Below are 18,324 nucleotides of genomic sequence, written 5' to 3' on the forward strand. Positions count from 1 at the left end.
TTAAGAGAATTAATTTCTAAAAATCTTGTAAGTAATTGTAGTAAAAAAACCTTAATAAAGGATTTTTTGAATTCACAATTTTAAATTTGTTTTTTTAGCAAACACAAAAATTTAATAGACATATTATATTTTTGGTAGTATTATTTATTAGATGGAACCTTTAAGAGGGTGAAATATGTTTAAAACGTTTTTTATAAATAACAAAATGAGAATTATATCAATTTTAGTACCAATTTACATGTCCATAACAATAACTTTTTTTGTATTGGCTATAGTTGGTATTATTGATTATTCTTGACTGTTTGGATATTTTTTATCAACAGCCTTTGGGTTCACGTCATTTATATGCTTGAAGATTTCAGTTGAAAAGTTAAAAGATAATCAAAATTATTTTTTATTTCTATTCTTTTCAATTTTAAGATTTGGGATATATTTGGTTCCATTCCTTATAAGTGTCTATTTGCCAGACGCCTTTAATTTATTTGGCGTTTTGATTGGATTTTTATACTCACTAGTATTACTAGTTGTATTTAAAAACTAATGCAAATAAATTTTTATATGGTATTTTTTAAAACAACTTTTTAAGGGGGGATACTATGCTATTTGCATTAGATCAAGTACTTGAATCCTGAAAAGATATAACCCCGCAATTAACTTCTATAGTTCTAACTTTTATTATTATCTGTACATTTTGTATTGTCTATAATGTAAAGGTTAGAAATCTAAAAGAGGGTCAAGAACTAAGTGGATTTTTAGTATTAACAGAGTCATTTATTATGACAATGGAAAATATGGTTGTTAATGTTATGGGAAAAAAATTCAAACATTTAACACCTTATGCTATGTATCTATTTATGTACATTATTGTTTCATCTGTGATTGCTCTTTTAGGTTTTGAACCATTAACAAGTTCACTAACAGTTACTTTATCGATGGCTTTGATATCATTTATTGGTATCTATTATTATGGATTGCGATATCAAAGATTTTTATTCTTTCAAAGATATCTATATAATCCAATCGATATAATAACTCAGTTTGTGCCAATCCTATCTTTATCATTTAGGTTATTTGGAAATATCTTGGCTGGTTCAATTGTCTTGGGATTATTATATGGAACATTAATAAATGCACAAGGAGCTATATTTGGCTTTAGTGGAATCGCTCAAGAAATCTTTGATGAAGGCGATTTTAGTGCACAATTCACTTATTGATGATCTGGATTTAACTTTTTATCAGTGGCATTATTGCCGTGATTACATCTATACTTTGATTTATTTGATGGATTAATCCAAGCAATCGTGTTTACAATGTTGACATTATCTTATTGAGCAAATGCTAAAAACGGAGAACATGAAGTTTCAAATGAGCCGGTTGAAAGAGATAATATCAAAAAACTTAAAATTAGAATGAAAAAAAATAAAACTAAAAAAGTAGAAATTATTAAATAAAATGAAGAGGAGAAATTTATTATGTTTGCAGAAATGTTTTCAAACTTTTATATGACTTTTGCTGGTAACTTAATCTCAGTTTATTCTGTATTTTTAGCAGAAGATACAATCGAAACTGGTAAAGGATTATTAGCAATCGGTGCTGGATTAACTGGTATCGGAATGATCGGTGCATCAATCGGACAAGGAATGGTTGGTTATGGTGCATGTTTAGCAATCGGAAGAAATCCAGAAGTAGCTTCAAAAATTACTTCAACTTTAATTATTACTGCTGGTTTCTGTGAATCTGGTGCAATTTACGCTTTAGTTATTGCTCTATTAATTCTGTTTGTTCTTTAATAGATGTTAAATTTATTAGCAAGCACACCAGGTATACCGGAAATTACTAAAGCGTTATTTCCAAATTTACCAAATTTTATAGCTCACGTATTATCAACAATAATTATTATTATTTTCTTATCAAAACTTGTTTATAAACCATTTAAAAAATTGGTAGCGGAACGTAGAAGAAAAATTAATGAATTATTAGATGATGCTTCATCAAAACAAGCTTTAGCAAATAAAGATAAAAAAGATGCTGCAAAATTGCTAATTAAGGCAAGAGAAGAATCAAAAGAAATTTTGGTGCAAGCAAAAAGCGAAGCTGATGTTTTGAAGTTTGATATTATTGATACAGCCAAAGAAGAGGCTCAAAATATTCACGAACATGCAAAACAAGCTATAGAATTTGAAAAAGACGAAGCACAAGAAAATATTAGACAAGAAATTATAGATCTTGCTTTTATGGCTGCTGAAAAAATCATGGCCACAAATGTAAATGAAGATGTTAATAAAAAATTGATAGAAGAATTTTTAAATAAAATTGACGATTAATTATGTTTGCAAAACAAAGTTTAATTAAAAGTTGAGCAATTGCAATTAGTGACATTGCTTTAGAAACAAACAACGTTGAGCAATTTTTAAAAACATCATCAGATCTATCACATATCTTTTTAGATAACCAAGATTTAAATGATCTTTTATCTAATAAGTTTGTTCCATTAGAAACAAGAAATAAAGTTTTAGAGAATATCTTTTCAAAAGAAATAGATATAACTCTTTTAAACACTTTGAAATTAATTGTTGAAAGAGATTTAATCTCTGCAACACCTTACATTTTTAGAGAAGTTGAAAAAAAATTATTGCAAGAAACAAATACAGTTAAAGGAATTGTTTATTCAATTAATAAATTAGACAAAAGTTTAATTGATTTGTTTGAGCAAAAATTTACAAAAAAACTAAATAAAAAAGTTATGCTAGTCAATGAAATCAAAACTGATTTGATTGCAGGAATTCGTGTCCAAGTTGATGGTAAAAAATATGATTCATCAATTCAAGGAAAAGCTCATGACATGAAAAGAAAAATTAAACAATATAGAAAATAGGGTGAGATTATGCCATTAAAAATTAATGAAATTTCTGAAGTAATTAAAAAACAAATCCAAGAATATGGAAAAGACTTAGTAGTTCAAGAAACAGGAACTGTTGCAAGTATTGGTGATGGTGTTGCCTTGTTATTTGGATTAGATAAAGTAATGATGGGTGAGTTATTAATTTTTAACGATGATATTTATGGTATGGCTTTAAATTTAGAAGATGGTGCTGTTGGTGCTGTTGTTATGGGGAATGATTCTCAAATTAAACAAGGAAGTATTGTTAAAAGAACTGGAAAAGTTGTTGAAACTCCAGTTGGCGATACTTTATTGGGAAGAGTATTAGATGGAATTGGAAATCCAATTGATGGTAATGGTCCTTTAGGAAAAATTAAGCATAGTCCAGTTGAAAGAATTGCTTCAGGAGTTATGTCAAGAAAATCTGTTGATCAACCACTTGAAACTGGAATTTTGTCAATTGATTCAATTATTCCAATTGGAAAAGGCCAAAGAGAATTAATTATTGGAGATCGCCAAACTGGAAAAACTGCAATTGCAGTTGATGCTATCATTAATCAAAAAGGAAAAAATGTTAAATGTATCTATGTGGCTATTGGTCAAAAAGAATCAACAGTTGCACAAGTTGTTGAAAAATTAAAACAAGCAGGAGCAATGGAATTTACAACTGTAATTTCTGCTTCAGCTAGTGAACCAGCTCCAATGCAATACATTGCTCCTTATACTGGAGTATCAATTGCAGAAGAATGAATGGAAAATGGTGATGATGTACTAATTGTTTATGATGATTTATCAAAACATGCGATTGCATACAGAACTTTAGCATTACTTCTTCGTAGACCACCAGGTCGTGAAGCTTATCCTGGGGATGTATTTTACTTGCATTCAAGATTGTTAGAAAGAGCTGCAAGAGTAAATGAAAAATTTGGTGGAGGAAGCATTACTGCTTTACCAATTATTGAAACTCAAGCAGGAGATATTTCAGCATATATTCCTACAAATGTAATTTCAATTACTGATGGACAAATTTTCTTGTCTGAACAATTATTTAATTCAGGAATTCGTCCAGCAGTTGATACAGGATTATCAGTTTCAAGAGTTGGTTCTGCTGCACAAATTAAAGCTGTTAAACAAATGGGAGGAACTTTAAAATTAGAGTTAGCCCAATATTATGAATTACAAGCATTTGCAAAATTTGGAAGTGACTTGGATGAATCAACAAAAGCAACTTTAGATCATGGTGCAAAAATTGTTGAATTATTAAAACAAAGACAATTTAGTCCAATCAATCAAATTGTTCAATCAATTATTTTATTGGCAATTAAGGAAAGATTGATTAAATGATTACCAGTTAATGAAATGATAAATTTCAAATCAGAATTAATTAAACATTTTAAATTAAATGAAAAAGCAAAAGCCTTGAAAAAATTATTAATTACAGAAAAGGCTTATGATGAAGAGCTAACACAAAAAGTTAAAAAAGAAGTTATTATAGTTTTAAAAAATGTAATCAAAAATATCACAGATTGAGATGCAACTAATTATGGTTCAATTGAAGAATGAAACGCTTTAAAATAAAATGGCCAATTTAAGTGAATTAAAATCACAAATCTCATCTGTAAATGACATTGGTAAAATTACTGGGGCAATGGAATTAGTTGCAACAGCTAAGCTAAAAAGAATCTCAAAAAGAGTTGGTGACATTCATCAATATTTAGAAGAAGTTTATAATGTTTTTAATTACATTATTAATCACTCTGAAGATTCAATCTATTTAAAAAAACCAAATCAAGAAATTAAAAAAACTCTTTGAGTTGTAATATCTTCAAATCTTGGTTTATGTGGAGGATATAATTCAAATATCTTCAAACTTATTAATAATAAAATTAAAAGCAATGATGAAGTTGTTGCTATTGGTTCAAAAATTTTGAGTCACTGTAATTCAAATAATTTGAAAGTTAAAAAATCACTATTAGATGTGGATGTTAACTTTACAAGTGATCAAGCAAAAAATTTAGCATCAGATTTATTATCAATTTATTCACAAGGTGAAGTTGATGCAATTAATATTGTTTATACAAAATTTATTAATAATGCTACTTTTGAACCATCAATTATAAATCTATTTCCAATTATTAAAGATAAAACAGTTACTTCAAGTGAAGATATTTTGTTAGAACCAGATCCAGAAACTATTTTGGCAACAAGTGTATCTTTATATTTAAATACAATAATATTTGGAACTATTTTAGAATCTCAACTTTCAGAACAAGCAAGTAGAAGAACTGCCATGGAAGCTGCAACAAAAAACGGAAAAGAATTATCACATACTTTAAATATTGCTTACAACAGAAAAAGACAAGAGAATATTACTCAAGAAATTTCTGAAATTGTTGGTGGTGCAAATGCACAAAATGATGAATAATTCTTAGGAGGAAGATAATTTATGAAAACTAGTGAAGGTAAAGTTGTTCAAGTTTTAGGTCCAGTTGTTGATGTTCGTTTTGAACCAAAACAAATGCCAGAACTTTACAATACAATTGAAGTAGATAATCAAGGAACAAAACTGGTATTAGAAGTAGTTCAACATATTGGAGACAATTTAGTAAGAACTATTTCTATGGGACCAACTGAAGGTTTAGTAAGAGGAATGAAAGGCTTTAATACAGGAGCACCAATTAGTGTTCCAGTTGGAGACAAAGTATTGGGAAGAATGTTTAATGTTCTTGGAGATCCAATCGATGAAAAACCACCAGTTGATTCTATTAGAATGCCAATCCACAGAAGTGCACCAAACTATGATGAATTAACAACATCTGCAGAAATTTTAGAAACTGGAATTAAAGTTGTTGACTTAATGATGCCCTTTTCAAAAGGGGGAAAAATTGGTTTATTTGGTGGAGCTGGAGTTGGAAAAACAGTTTTAGTTCAAGAATTAATAAATAACGTTGCAAAAGCCCATGGGGGAATTTCAGTTTTTGCTGGAGTTGGAGAAAGAACAAGAGAAGGAAATGACTTGTATTATGAAATGATTGAAGCTGGAGTTATTGATAAAACTAGTTTAGTCTTTGGTCAAATGAATGAACCTCCAGGAGCAAGAATGAGAGTTGCTCTTAGTGGTTTAACAATTGCAGAGTACTTTAGAGATGAAAAAAATCAAGATGTCTTATTATTTATTGACAACATTTTTAGATTTACACAAGCAGGAAGTGAAGTATCTGCATTATTGGGAAGAATGCCTTCAGCTGTTGGTTACCAACCAACTTTGGCAACAGAAATGGGTGCTTTGCAAGAAAGAATTACTTCAACTAAAAAAGGAAGTATTACATCAGTACAAGCAGTTTATGTGCCTGCCGATGACTTAACAGATCCAGCACCAGCAACAACTTTTGCTCACCTTGATGCAAGAGTTGTTCTTGATAGATCAATTGCTGCATTGGGAATTTATCCTGCAATTGATCCATTAAGTTCAAGTTCAAGAATGCTTGACCCAACTGTTGTTGGAGAAGAACATTATAGTGTTGCTTTAAAAGTGCAAGAAACATTACAAAAATATAAAGAACTACAATCAATTATTGCAATTTTAGGAATGGATGAATTATCTGATGAAGATAGAACTGTAGTTAATAGAGCAAGAAAAATTCGAAACTTTATGTCTCAACCATTTACTGTTGGAGAAAAATTCACAGGAAGAAGTGGGAAATATGTTCCTGTCAAAGATACAATTACATCATTTAAAGCAATTCTCGATGGTGAATTAGATCATATACCTGAAACTTTATTTATGTATGCTGGATCAATTGAAGAAGTTCAAGAAAGAGCTAAAAAGAATAAATAATGCCAATTAATTTAAAAATAATTACTCCAGAAGGAACTTATATTGATAATGTACCAGTTGACTGAGTCAATGTTCAAACAAATGCTGGAGAGATGACAATTTATCCTCGACATGCTCAACTTGTTTCAACATTAAAAATTGGAACTATTAAATTTACAAATGAACAAGGATTAAAATACATTCATGTTCATAGGGGAATTTTACAAGTTACAAAAGATCAAGTTAAAATATTGACACAATGATTATATGAGATTGATGCAAAAGGTAAAAAGATCGGTCCAAAAAAATAAAACAACGCTTTTTAAAGCGTTGTTTTTTAGTCTTTTAAGATATATTCATGTTTTAATTCTTCTAGACCATCAAGACGTTTTTTTCTTTCATCAATTTGGTTTAAAACTTTATTTTCAATAATTCTTGTAAATGCTCACATTTTTTCACGTTTTAAAAATCCCATAAAGCGAATATAGTTAACTCTTAAAGGTTTAAAATTAATGCGTCCAATACTTACATTTTTAAGAATTTTGGCAATTTTTTTATTTAAAAGAATTTGTTCTTTTGCTCTTAAAAGTTTTTCACGATGATCAATTGTAAAGTCATCTAAATTTTCAAAAATGTTTTCAACACAACCATATTTTTCAATTAATTTAATTGCAGTATTATAATGCATTCCTTTAACACCTTTGATGTTATCTGAGTGATCACCAATTAGACTTTTCATATCAGGAATTTGACAAGGTTTGCAACCAAAACGTTTGAAAACTTCTTTTTCAGTAATAACTTCTCTTGAAGTTTTTTTAGATTGTTGTGAAATAACACAAACATCTTTAGAAACTAATTGATAAGTATCTTTATCATTTGAAATGATATCAACGCGATATCCCAATTTAACAGCAACTCTAGCAACAGTTCCCATAATGTCGTCACCTTCATATTGACATTTTTCATATCATGGTATATTTGCAGAAGTTAAAAAATCTCTAACCAATTGCATTTGGGGAATTAAATCACAGGGTGTTTCTTTTCTTGTTGCTTTATATGCTGGATATAATTCTTTTCTTCAACATTCTTTTCCCACATCAAATGTAACAATTATTGTGTGATATTCATTTGACTCAATCATTTCGTGAATTTTGGCAACAAATACATAAACTGCATTGATTAAAACCCCATCACGATTTACAGCTACTTTTTTACGTTTAAGTGAACCATAATAACCTTTATGTAATAGATGATAGCCATCAACTATAACAATTTTTTTCTTTAATTCTTGTTGTATATCCATTTTTGTTAACTCCTAATAATAACCGTTAGCTATTGTTCTTTCTATAATTAATTTGTTGATTGAATTTAATAAGTTTAAGTCAAATAATAAAAATTCATAACTTACATTATCATTATCAAAGATTGAATTGAGCAAATCAATCTTATTTAAATGCACAAAATTGTTCACAAGTTTAATACTTGCAATATTAAAAACAATTGAGACTTTATTTGTTAAAATTAATTCTCTAGAAGTGATTTGTTTTAAAAGGTCAATAGCTCCGTTGCTATATGCTCTTTGTAAACCACCAGTTCCCAATTTGATACCCCCATAGTATCTCACACAAAAAATAATTATGTTTGTTAAATCATTAATTTGAATTAATTTTAAAAGTGGTTCACCTGCAGTCCCAGTTGGTTCACCATCATTGTTATAACCATATTTAATATCATCAACACCATATTGATAAGCTCAGCAATTGTGACGCGCATCAGGCTTAGAATATTTATTAATAAAATTATTGAGATCTTCTTTTGAATTTATGTAGCCTATGTAAGTAATGAATTTTGATTTCTTAATTGTTTCTTGGAAAACATATACTTGTTTGTTATCAAGAACTTTCATTTCATGAAATCCCCTTCGTTACAAATAATATTTTACCCTATTAAAGAAAAATTAAAACCCTAAATTAAATTTAATGTTAGTGATAATAATATATTTTTAAATCTAGTTAAAAACTACAAAATACAAAGAAAGTAAGCTTATTGCACTAATCATTTATTTGTTTTTAAAAACAGTTAAAAAACTATATAATTAATATGTTGTTTATACAAATAAAAACAGAAGGGAAGATGCTGTTATGGCACGTGATACTGGTATTATTAAAAAACATGGTAAACTTGCAGACTTAATTATTGCTCAAGATGAAGTTTATTCAAAATTAACAGATCAACAACTTAGAGATAAAACAGAAGAATTTAAAGAAAGATTAACAAAGGGAGAAACTCTTGATGATATTTTAATTGAAGCATATGCAACAGTTAGAGAAGCGGCATTTAGAGTTTTAAAAATGAAAGCTTATAAAGTTCAGTTGATTGGGGGTATTATTTTACACCAAGGAGATATTGCTGAAATGAAAACTGGGGAAGGAAAAACTTTAACAGGTTTATTTCCCGCATATTTAAATGCTTTAACAGGTTTAGGAGTTCATGTTGTTACAGTTAATGAATATTTATCTCGAAGAGATAGCGAAATTAACGGTCAAGTTTATAATTTTTTAGGTTTATCTGTTGGATTAAATGGAAGAGATTTACCAAAGGATAAAAAAAGAGCAGCTTATGCTCAAGATATTACTTATACAACTAACTCAGAATTGGGTTTTGATTACTTAAGAGATAACATGGTTTATAATTTTAACCAAAAAGTACAAAGAAAATTAAATTACGCAATTATTGATGAGGCTGACTCAATTTTAATAGATGAAGCAAGAACACCATTAATTATATCTGGGGGAAGTCAAAACAGAATCAATATGTACAAAGCAGCTGATGCTTGCGCCAAAACTTTAAAAGAAGTTGAAGATGTAGAAATTGATTTAGAATCAAAGCAAGTTTATTTAACAGATGTAGGAATTAAAAAAGCACAAAAATACTTTAGTATTGATAGTTTATTTGATGTTAGAAATACAGAAATTTTTCACTTGGTAATGAATGCACTAAGAGCTAATTTTACTTTTAGAGCAGAAGTTGAATATACTGTTCAAGATCGCGAAATTGTTTTAATTGATCAATTTACAGGAAGAACAATGCCAGGTAGAGCATATAGTGATGGATTACAACAAGCTTTACAAGCTAAAGAAGGTGTACCAATTGAAGAAGAAACTTCAACATTGGCAACAATCACTTATCAAAACTTCTATCGTTTATACAATAAACTTTCAGGGATGACAGGAACTGCCAAAACTGAAGAAGAAGAATTTATTAAAATCTATAATACTAGAGTAATTGTTTGTCCTACAAATAGACCTATAATTAGAAAAGATGAACCAGATTTAACTTTTGGAACTCGTCATGCAAAATTAAAAAAATTAATGGTAGATATTCAAGAACTAAATGATATTGGAAGACCAATTTTGATTGGAACAACAAGTGTTGAATCAAGTGAACAAGTGGCACGTTATTTAGAAAAAGCTGGACTTACATATGAAATGATTAATGCTAAAAATCACCATAGAGAAGCCGAAATTGTTGAAAAGGCTGGTCAATTAAAAGCAATTACGTTAGCAACAAATATGGCTGGTCGTGGAACTGACATTAAGTTAACTGAAGAAACAAGAAATCTTGGTGGACTATTTGTTATGGGAATTGAGCGAAACGAAGCTAGACGTATTGATAACCAATTACGTGGACGTGCTGGAAGACAAGGAGATCCTGGTAGTTCAAGATTCTATATTTCAATGGAAGATGATTTAATGGTAAGGTTTACTGCTCCAAAAGTTAGAGAAATGTTTTTAAAACTTGGTGATGACCACATTAAATCAAAAATGTTTACAAGAGCAATTACTAATGCTCAAAAGAAACTTGAAGGTTTAAACTTTGATCAAAGAAAAAATGTTTTAGATTATGACAATATTTTAAGTCAACAACGTGAAGCAATGTATGCTCAAAGAGATGACATTTTATTACAAGAAGATTTAAAAGTAGTATTGTCAAAATTCCAATACACAATTGCATATGAAATAGTAGAAGAATGTTCTGAACTTGTAAGAGGTGAAAGGACAGTTAATGTTGCTCAATTAATTGAAGCTCTAAATGAAAAATATATCATTACAAATTCAATTGCATCAACTGATTTATTAGGTTTAGAAAAAGCTGCAATGGCTAGAATTATTCAACAAAAAATGATGGAGTTATATATTGGCAAAACTGGTTCAGTTCCAGAAAATGTAATTCATGAAATGGAAAGAAGAACTATTTTACAAGCATTTGATAAACATTGAACTTACCATATTAACTTAAGTCAAAAATTGAGAAGTGGAATTTACTTGCAACAATATGCACAAAATAATCCATTGCATGAATATGTTGAAGAGTCATCAAGATTGTTTAACAAAATGAAAGTTAATATTGCTAAAGATTCACTTGAGCGTTTATATGATTCATTTATATCTAATGGACAACCTCAAGAAAATAATAGTGAAGTAAAAATTAATCTTAAAAAAGAAGCTCAACCTCAAAAAATAGTTAATGTTACAGAAAAAGACATTGATGCAATTTTAGAAGAGATTGGGATTGAAAAAGAAAAATTCTCAAGACCAAATGTTGAAAAACGTTTTGAAGAGTTAAGAGAAGAGGCCAAAGAAAAACCAGAAGTCTTACGTAAACTTGATTTACAATATCATGTTTTAAATGGGTTAATGACAAAATTAGATAATATGTTTGTTCAACAAAGAGACATGATGAAAAATTTAAGTCAAGAACAAATTGATGGTATTGTTGAAAAGTTTGGTTTAAAAGAAAAAAACTTTACTCCTCAAGATGTTAGAAATAGTTTTGAAAAACTAATGAAAGACATTCCAGAGAATGAACATGATAAATTAATTTTAGAATCACAAATTTTATTAGCAGTTTCTATTGAGCTTGCAAAAAAACAAAGTGAAAAAAATAAAGAGTCAAAAGATCCTGTAGATAATAAAGGTGAATTTGTAATTAAAGATAAAGAAGGAAATGTTAAAAAAGTAATTAAAACAAATCCTGATGGTTCAATTGCAGATGATGAAATTGAAGATACAGAAAAAATTGTTACAAAAACAAAAATAGGATAATTAAAAACCACTTTACTATAAAGTGGTTTTTATATTTTTTAGATTATTCAACAATATTGTGTTTTTTTAATATTTGTTTTAATCTCTTTATTTCTTCACGATGCATTGATTTTTCTTTTTCAACTTTTTCAGTCAGAATTTTTATTTGTTCATTCATTGATTTATACATATCAATACATTGCTGTGATATTTTTGGCATTTTTAATTCCACCTTTAAACTTATAAATCTGTTATAGGAAAGAATAAATTTATTTATAATTTTAATTTTTTTACTTTCCATTTGCATTATATCATCAATGGTTAATTCTCAATTAAATAATGTATGATTAAATTTAATTCCAAAAGTAGTTTCAATAAATTGTGTGAATAGATAGTGGTTTTTATCAGTATCAAAGTAATCTCCAGTGAATCATTGTTTAACTTCTTTATCAATTGGTTTACTTTGTTGGACAATTGCAGATAAAAATAGATTTTTATTTGATATTTGTTTTTTAAAACTTGTCATATTATTTTTCCCCCATTATAGTTATCGTTATAAAAAATCTGAAATTGTACAATAATTTTAAATTTAGAAGTTCCACATGATAGATCCACTTATAAGGAAACATTTTTAACCTTGCTTTTTTTTTTTTTTTTTGTATAAATAAGTTGAGCATATTTTTGATTAGAATCAAATACTAGGACATTTTATTATTTCTAGTATATTTTTAGAAACTATAAATTAATAATAAAAAACTTTAATTAATTCAGCTTTTGAGTGGTAAATTTAATACAAGATAGATCATAGTTTTAAGAATATTAAAAACCCTATTGTTTTTAATATTTTAGAGAATAATAAAGATTTATTATTAATTTACGATTTAAAGGAGATATATGGAAAATTGATTTATACATTTTGGTACTGAAATATTAGGCACAATGTTATTAATTATTTTAGGTAATGGTGTTGTTGCAAATATAATTTTAAAAGATACCAAAGGAGAAAATGGGGGATGAATAGCAATTACAGCAGGATGAGCTCTTGCTGTAATATTAGCTGCAACAATTGCTTCGGGTTTAGATGGAAAAGCACATTTAAATCCTGCAGTAACAATTGCAATGCTTATTAATGGATGAGAATCAAATGTGGGTGATTTAGGTTTAATACCTTTATTCTTTATTGGACAATTGATTGGAGCTATTTTAGGTCAAATCATTGTAGATATTTTTTACATTAAACATATAACACATACAATTTCTTCAGGAGCAGCTGCTAATGTATTAGGTATGCATAGTACTGGTCCAACCCATAGAAATGTATTCTTAAACTTCTTTGCTGAATTTGTTGGAACAGCTGTACTAGTTTGTGCAATATTTGCAACAACTGTATGATTTGGACTTAGTGGATGAATGGGTCCAATATTTGTTGGTCTAACTGTTTTTGGAATAGGATTATCACTTGGAGGTACAACTGGTTATGCTATTAATCCAATTAGAGATTTAGCACCAAGAATTGTACACCAATTATTGCCTGTAAAAGGAAAAGTAAAATCAGATTGAGGTTACTCTTGAATTCCTGTTGCAGCTCCACTAACTGCAGGAATTGTGGTTGGTGCATTATTTTTAATATAACAAGATAGAATGAGAGAAATTTATGAACAAAAATTTATATGACATTTGTATTATTGGAGCTGGAATAATTGGTGCTTCAATAGCAAGGGAATTATCTAAATTTGATATCAAAGTTTTAATTTTAGAATCTAATCTAGGATTTGGATTAGAAACAACATCGGGTAATTCTGGAGTAATACATGGTGGATTTGACCCAACTCCAGGAAAACTAAATGCTAAATTGAATCAACTAGGTAAAAAAAGATACCAAAATGATTGATTTAAGGAAATGGATTTTAAGCATGAACAAATAAATTCATTAGTATTAGCTTTTAATCAAGAAGAAGAAAAACATTTAGATATGTTAATTCAGAGAGGAATTAGTAATGGATGCACTGAGAGTGAAATTTATTTAATTTCAAAAGAACAAGTAAAAGCAATGGAACCAAAAATTAGTGATGAAGTTTCCAAAGCTTTACTTTGCAATAGTTCGGTTGTAATTGATCCTGCTGAATTAACAGGAGTACTTTTAAAAAATGCTAAAAAAAACCAAGTAGATATTATATTTAACCAAAAAGTAATTGAAATTACAGAAAATGAAACACAATATGAGATTAAAACTCTAAAAGATGTATTCTACTCACAAATGATTATTAATTGTGCTGGGCATTTTGCAGATGAAATTTCAAAATTGGCAGGATATGCAGATTTTGAATTGAGTACAAAAAGAGGAGAATATATTGTTTTAAAACCTTCTCAAAATAATAAAGTAAATAATGTTTTATTTATGGTCCCTTCAATTCATGGTAAAGGAGTTATTATTGCTCCTATGTTAGATGGAAATTTATTGGTTGGTCCAACAGCTGAAGATGGTGTTAATAAAGAGGCAACTCGCTTAATTACAGATGCAAAGTTAAATGAAATAAAACAAATAGGGAAAAAAATTATGCCTAATTTAGATACAGAGAAAATCACTTTACGATTTGCTGGTTCTCGAGCAATTTTTAAAGAGACAGATGATTTTTATATTGAGTATGCTAAATCTAATAACAAGTTTATTAATGTTGCTGGTATTAAAAGTCCAGGAATTAGTGCAGCCCCTGCAATTGCTGATTATGTAATAGAGATGGTAAAAAATGTAAGGCCCCTTAATTTAAAACCTGATTGAGATCCTTATGAAAAAAACATTTTATATAACGAAGGGAAGTTAAATGATGCTAATAGCGCATAGAGGTTTTAGAAATCCCAATGGTGAAAACAGAATGGTTGATTTTATAAAGGCTTTAAAAGTATGTAAAGGTGTTGAATTTGATATTCGAATGACAAAAGATAAAAGAATAATCATTTTTCATGATCATAATTTTAAAAGAATTGGCAATGTTGATAAAACAATTCGCAATTTTACATATGAACAAATTAAAGAACTACCTTTTTTTAAAAATAACCCTGAGTGATTGCCTCCTTTATTTATAGAAGATTTTATTGATAAAATTAGTGATCAATATAAAGTTATAAATGTTGAAATAAAACCTGACAGATATTCTGAGCAGGAATTTGAAATTATTAAAAATGCATTAAATTATTTGGCTTCAAAAACGAATGCAGAAATTATTGTTTCTTCATTTGGTCTTAATGCTTTGCAGTTTATTTCTCAATTAGATAATCATTTTAAAAAAGGATATTTATTTGAGTTTATTAGTCAAATTGATATGTCTTTATTACAAGAATTTGATTATATTCATCCTTATGTTGGTTTTTTAAAAAGAAAAAATAATATTGAATTTATAAAAAAACTTAATAAAAAAATGAACATTTGGACATTTAAAAATAATAATAATGATGTAAAAATCTTACATAAAATTTATGGTCCAGAACTTATATATGCTTATATAAGTGATATTCCAAATTTAGTTATTAATCCCTAAAAAAGGAGGAATAAAATTTTGGAGACAAAAGAAATTGTTAAAAAAAATAAAATGAGTAGAAAAACAATTCAAATAATTTCAATTTTAGCATTAGCTGATGTTTTAGTTATGGCTGTACCATTCTATTTAAAAAATGTAATGTCTTCTGTTTTAATTTCAGAATCACTTGGAATATTACCAAGTCAATTTTCTCAAGCTAATTCAATTTATGGCTATGTTGCTTTATTGAGTTATTTTGCAGGAGGTTATTTAGCTGACAAGATTAGTTTAAAAAAATTATCACTTGTTGGTTTAGGCTCTGTTGGAATTATTGGAATATGATATGGATTTATTCCATTTATTGAGTCGGGTAAAGTTGCCCAAGTGTATATTATCTTTTCACTATGATCATTTGTAACATGCTTTATATTTTGAAGTGCATTGTGAAAATTATTATCAGAACAAGGAACAAAAGAAGAAAATGGTACTTTGAATGGAGTTCATGGTAGTTTAAATGGATTGATAGGAAGTGCAATCATTGCGATTGCATATCTTGTATTTTGATTAATGAATGATATATGAAATGAAACATTAGGAGCATATGCTTTTAGTGCCTTAGTATTTGTTTTTAGTGGATTTATATTATTAAATTGTTTTTTATTATGGTTTTTTGTACCAGAACATAAAAATGAATCACAAGAAAATGGAGAAAAAGTTAAATTTGAATTACATACACTTATGGTAGTTTTAAAAAATTATAAAGTTTGACTTGCTACATTATTAATTATGGGTGTTTATATGTTTCAATCAGGATTAAGTGTTTTTGTAACATATATCCAAGATGCCTTATTAGTCACAGGTGTGGTAGTTGTTATATTGGGAATATGTCGAACTTATTTATTTCGAGCATTTTTCTCAGTGCCTGCTGGTAAAATGGCTGATAAAACGCAAAAATATGTTTTATTTATAACTATTGGTTTAGTTATCTCTTCAATTTTATGTGTTACAGCAACCCTTTTACCTGGTTTTACAGAAACTTCATTTACTGATATGTCAAAAGGAATACAAATTTTAATTCAAGTATTGGTTAGTGCTCTTTACTTAATGTTAGGTATCACTTGTTGAGCACTTGTTACAAATAGATGAGCAACTATTTATGAAATAAATGTAGATCACAAACAATATGCAACAGCTGTTGGGTTTATTTCATTTTTAGCATTCTCACCAGATGCATGATTTTGACAAATAGATTCAATTTTATTGAAAAATTTTGGAACAGAAAATGGATATCAAGATAATAAGTTAGCAAATCAGATTAGTCTTTTTATTATTACTGGAATCGGTCTATTGGCTGCAGTTGGAGGAATAATATTAATGATTTGTTTAAAAAATGAAAAGAAAAAAGTAAATCTAAAAAGTGAGCAAGTTGCTCAACATTCATAAAAGAAAGAAAGTGATGTTAGATGGAAAAATATATTATAACTTTAGATGAAGGTACAACAAGTGCTCGAAGTTTAATTTTAAATAAAAAAGGAGAAATTGTTGCTTTAAGTCAAAAGGAATTTCAACAAATATATCCTCAAGATGGTTGAGTTGAACAAGATGCAATTGAAATTTGAAACACTCAAAGAACTACATTGTTATCAGTCTTAAATCAAAAAGACATTTCTCCAGAACAAATTGCTGCAATTGGAATTACAAATCAAAGAGAAACTGTAATTGTTTGAGATAAAAATACAGGGAATCCAATTTATAATGCAATTGTTTGACAAGATCGCAGAACAGATGAATTTTGTATTGAACTTGCAAAAACACATAAAGAAATTATTCGTGAAAAAACTGGATTGGTAATTGATGCATATTTTTCTGCAAGTAAAGTAAAATGAATTCTTGATAATGTTAAAGGTGCAAAAGAAAAAGCAAAAAATAATGAATTGTATTTTGGAAATGTTAACACATGATTGATTTGAAAATTAACTGGTGGAAAAACATTTTTAACAGATCATACAAATGCTTCTAGAACAATGCTGTATAACATTAGCACTCATACATGAGATAAAGAATTATTACAATTATTTGATATTCCAGAGAGTATGGTTCCAGAAATTAAATCAAATAGTGAAATCTATGGATATACTTTCTCAGAATTGGTTTCTAAAAATTCAGATTATCAAATTCCAATTGCTTCTTCAATTGGAGATCAACAATCTGCTTTATTTGGACAAATTTGCTTAGATCCAGGTGAAATTAAAGTCACATATGGAACAGGTGCATTTATTATTATGAATACAGCAGATAAAAAAATCGTTTCAAACAATGGTTTATTAACTGTAGTTTCTTATATGATTGATGGTAAATTTACATATGGATTAGAAGGTTCTGTAATGATGGCAGGAGCAACTTTGCAATGATTAAGAGATGAGTTAAGAATAATTTACAAAACTCAATTAAGTGAATGATATTCAGAACAAGTTGATGATAATCGTCAAGTTTATTTAGTACCAAGTTTTTCAGGATTAGGTTCTCCATATTGAGATCCTTATTCTAGAGGAGCTATTTTTGGATTAGATCGTGGTGTTAAAAAAGAACATATTATTAAAGCAGCTCTTGAAGCTATTGCATTCCAATCCAATGATGTATTTAAAGTAATGGCAGAAGATTCAAAAATAGAGATTAAAAATATTAAAGTTGATGGAGGAGCTTCAAATAATAATTATTTACTTCAATTCCAAGCTGATATTTCTAAAACAAAAATTATTAGACCTAAAAATGTTGAAACTACAGCAATGGGTGCTGCATATTTAGCAGGATTAGCTGTTGGTTATTGAAAAGATATTGATGAAATTAGAGCCATTTGAGAAGTAGATAAAGAAGTTAAAGCTAATAAAGATATGTCAAAAATATTGAAAGGATGAAAAGAAGCAGTTTCAAGAACAAGAAATTGATTGAAAGATATCAATGAATAATAACTTAAAGAGATCTTTAATAAATTTTCTATAATCTATCATTTGTAAGTATTTTAAATAG

Annotated in this window: 17 protein-coding genes and 1 pseudogene; 15 read left to right on the plus strand and 3 right to left on the minus strand. The window is 28.1% G+C overall.

The genetic code is table 4. The features are described 5' to 3' along the window. The first annotated feature begins 205 nt into the window (after positions 1 to 205). From SCULI_RS05815 to SCULI_RS00310, 9 genes are read left to right on the plus strand one after another with little or no spacing between them, the layout of a single operon-like run. Positions 206 to 541, plus strand: coding sequence for an MG406 family protein (locus SCULI_RS05815; protein WP_407696083.1), 336 nt, complete (start codon positions 206 to 208; stop codon positions 539 to 541). 55 nt (positions 542 to 596) lie between these two features. Then, entirely contained in the window at positions 597 to 1,451 is an 855-nt protein-coding gene (locus tag SCULI_RS00275; RefSeq protein ID WP_025362642.1) for a F0F1 ATP synthase subunit A, read from the plus strand. Positions 1,452 to 1,472: 21 nt separating this feature from the next. Then, positions 1,473 to 1,790 carry an ATP synthase F0 subunit C gene (locus SCULI_RS00280; protein WP_025362643.1) on the plus strand — a complete coding sequence of 106 codons (318 nt, stop codon included), beginning with the start codon at positions 1,473 to 1,475 and terminating at the stop codon, positions 1,788 to 1,790. A gap of 3 nt (positions 1,791 to 1,793) precedes the next feature. Continuing rightward, positions 1,794 to 2,324, plus strand: a complete 531-nt coding sequence (gene atpF, locus SCULI_RS00285) for a F0F1 ATP synthase subunit B (RefSeq protein ID WP_025362644.1) — start codon at positions 1,794 to 1,796, stop codon at positions 2,322 to 2,324. 2 nt (positions 2,325 to 2,326) lie between these two features. Further along, positions 2,327 to 2,875 (plus strand): F0F1 ATP synthase subunit delta, encoded by a 549-nt coding sequence (locus SCULI_RS05465; protein WP_025362645.1) that lies wholly within the window; start codon positions 2,327 to 2,329, stop codon positions 2,873 to 2,875. A 9-nt stretch (positions 2,876 to 2,884) separates the two neighbouring features. Beyond that, a complete protein-coding gene (gene atpA, locus SCULI_RS00295; protein ID WP_025362646.1) occupies positions 2,885 to 4,459 on the plus strand; it encodes a F0F1 ATP synthase subunit alpha in 1,575 nt (524 codons plus the stop codon). A 1-nt stretch (position 4,460) separates the two neighbouring features. After that, entirely contained in the window at positions 4,461 to 5,306 is an 846-nt protein-coding gene (gene atpG / locus SCULI_RS00300; RefSeq protein ID WP_025362647.1) for an ATP synthase F1 subunit gamma, read from the plus strand. Positions 5,307 to 5,327: 21 nt separating this feature from the next. Continuing rightward, positions 5,328 to 6,719 carry a F0F1 ATP synthase subunit beta gene (gene atpD, locus SCULI_RS00305; protein WP_025362648.1) on the plus strand — a complete coding sequence of 464 codons (1,392 nt, stop codon included), beginning with the start codon at positions 5,328 to 5,330 and terminating at the stop codon, positions 6,717 to 6,719. After that, positions 6,719 to 7,009, plus strand: a complete 291-nt coding sequence (locus tag SCULI_RS00310) for a F0F1 ATP synthase subunit epsilon (protein ID WP_025362649.1) — start codon at positions 6,719 to 6,721, stop codon at positions 7,007 to 7,009. The genes atpD and SCULI_RS00310 overlap by 1 nt, the downstream gene beginning before the upstream one ends. Before the next feature lie 26 nt (positions 7,010 to 7,035). On the opposite strand, the gene SCULI_RS00315 is transcribed toward SCULI_RS00310, so the two are convergent. Both SCULI_RS00315 and SCULI_RS00320 read right to left on the minus strand, forming a co-directional pair. Next, on the minus strand, positions 7,036 to 8,001 hold the full coding sequence (locus SCULI_RS00315; protein WP_025362650.1) for a 5'-3' exonuclease: 966 nt from the start codon (positions 7,999 to 8,001) through the stop codon (positions 7,036 to 7,038). A gap of 12 nt (positions 8,002 to 8,013) precedes the next feature. Then, positions 8,014 to 8,604 carry an IMPACT family protein gene (locus SCULI_RS00320; RefSeq protein ID WP_025362651.1) on the minus strand — a complete coding sequence of 197 codons (591 nt, stop codon included), beginning with the start codon at positions 8,602 to 8,604 and terminating at the stop codon, positions 8,014 to 8,016. A gap of 235 nt (positions 8,605 to 8,839) precedes the next feature. Between SCULI_RS00320 and secA the strand changes: the two are divergent. After that, positions 8,840 to 11,602: pseudogene (gene secA / locus SCULI_RS00325) on the plus strand (preprotein translocase subunit SecA); the annotation flags it as partial. A gap of 244 nt (positions 11,603 to 11,846) precedes the next feature. Here the strand turns inward: secA and SCULI_RS00330 are convergent. Then, a complete protein-coding gene (locus tag SCULI_RS00330) occupies positions 11,847 to 12,308 on the minus strand; it encodes a hypothetical protein (RefSeq protein ID WP_025362653.1) in 462 nt (153 codons plus the stop codon). A 368-nt stretch (positions 12,309 to 12,676) separates the two neighbouring features. On the opposite strand from SCULI_RS00330, the gene SCULI_RS00335 reads away from it, so the two are divergent. From SCULI_RS00335 to glpK, 5 genes are read left to right on the plus strand one after another with little or no spacing between them, the layout of a single operon-like run. Beyond that, positions 12,677 to 13,414, plus strand: a complete 738-nt coding sequence (locus SCULI_RS00335; RefSeq protein WP_025362654.1) for an MIP/aquaporin family protein — start codon at positions 12,677 to 12,679, stop codon at positions 13,412 to 13,414. A gap of 22 nt (positions 13,415 to 13,436) precedes the next feature. Next, the gene (glpO, locus tag SCULI_RS00340) at positions 13,437 to 14,624 is read left to right on the plus strand and encodes a type 2 glycerol-3-phosphate oxidase (RefSeq protein WP_025362655.1); all 1,188 of its coding nucleotides are present in this window, start codon (positions 13,437 to 13,439) and stop codon (positions 14,622 to 14,624) included. Beyond that, positions 14,605 to 15,318, plus strand: a complete 714-nt coding sequence (locus tag SCULI_RS00345; RefSeq protein WP_025362656.1) for a glycerophosphodiester phosphodiesterase — start codon at positions 14,605 to 14,607, stop codon at positions 15,316 to 15,318. Before glpO ends, SCULI_RS00345 begins: the two co-directional genes overlap by 20 nt. 18 nt (positions 15,319 to 15,336) lie before the next feature. Next, positions 15,337 to 16,740 carry an MFS transporter gene (locus SCULI_RS00350; protein WP_236621713.1) on the plus strand — a complete coding sequence of 468 codons (1,404 nt, stop codon included), beginning with the start codon at positions 15,337 to 15,339 and terminating at the stop codon, positions 16,738 to 16,740. A gap of 20 nt (positions 16,741 to 16,760) precedes the next feature. Next, positions 16,761 to 18,263, plus strand: coding sequence for a glycerol kinase GlpK (gene glpK / locus SCULI_RS00355; RefSeq protein ID WP_025362658.1), 1,503 nt, complete (start codon positions 16,761 to 16,763; stop codon positions 18,261 to 18,263). The last annotated feature ends 61 nt before the right edge of the window (positions 18,264 to 18,324 follow it).

Source organism: Spiroplasma culicicola AES-1 (assembly GCF_000565175.1).
Lineage (GTDB): Bacteria > Bacillota_I > Bacilli_A > Mycoplasmatales > Mycoplasmataceae > Spiroplasma_A > Spiroplasma_A culicicola.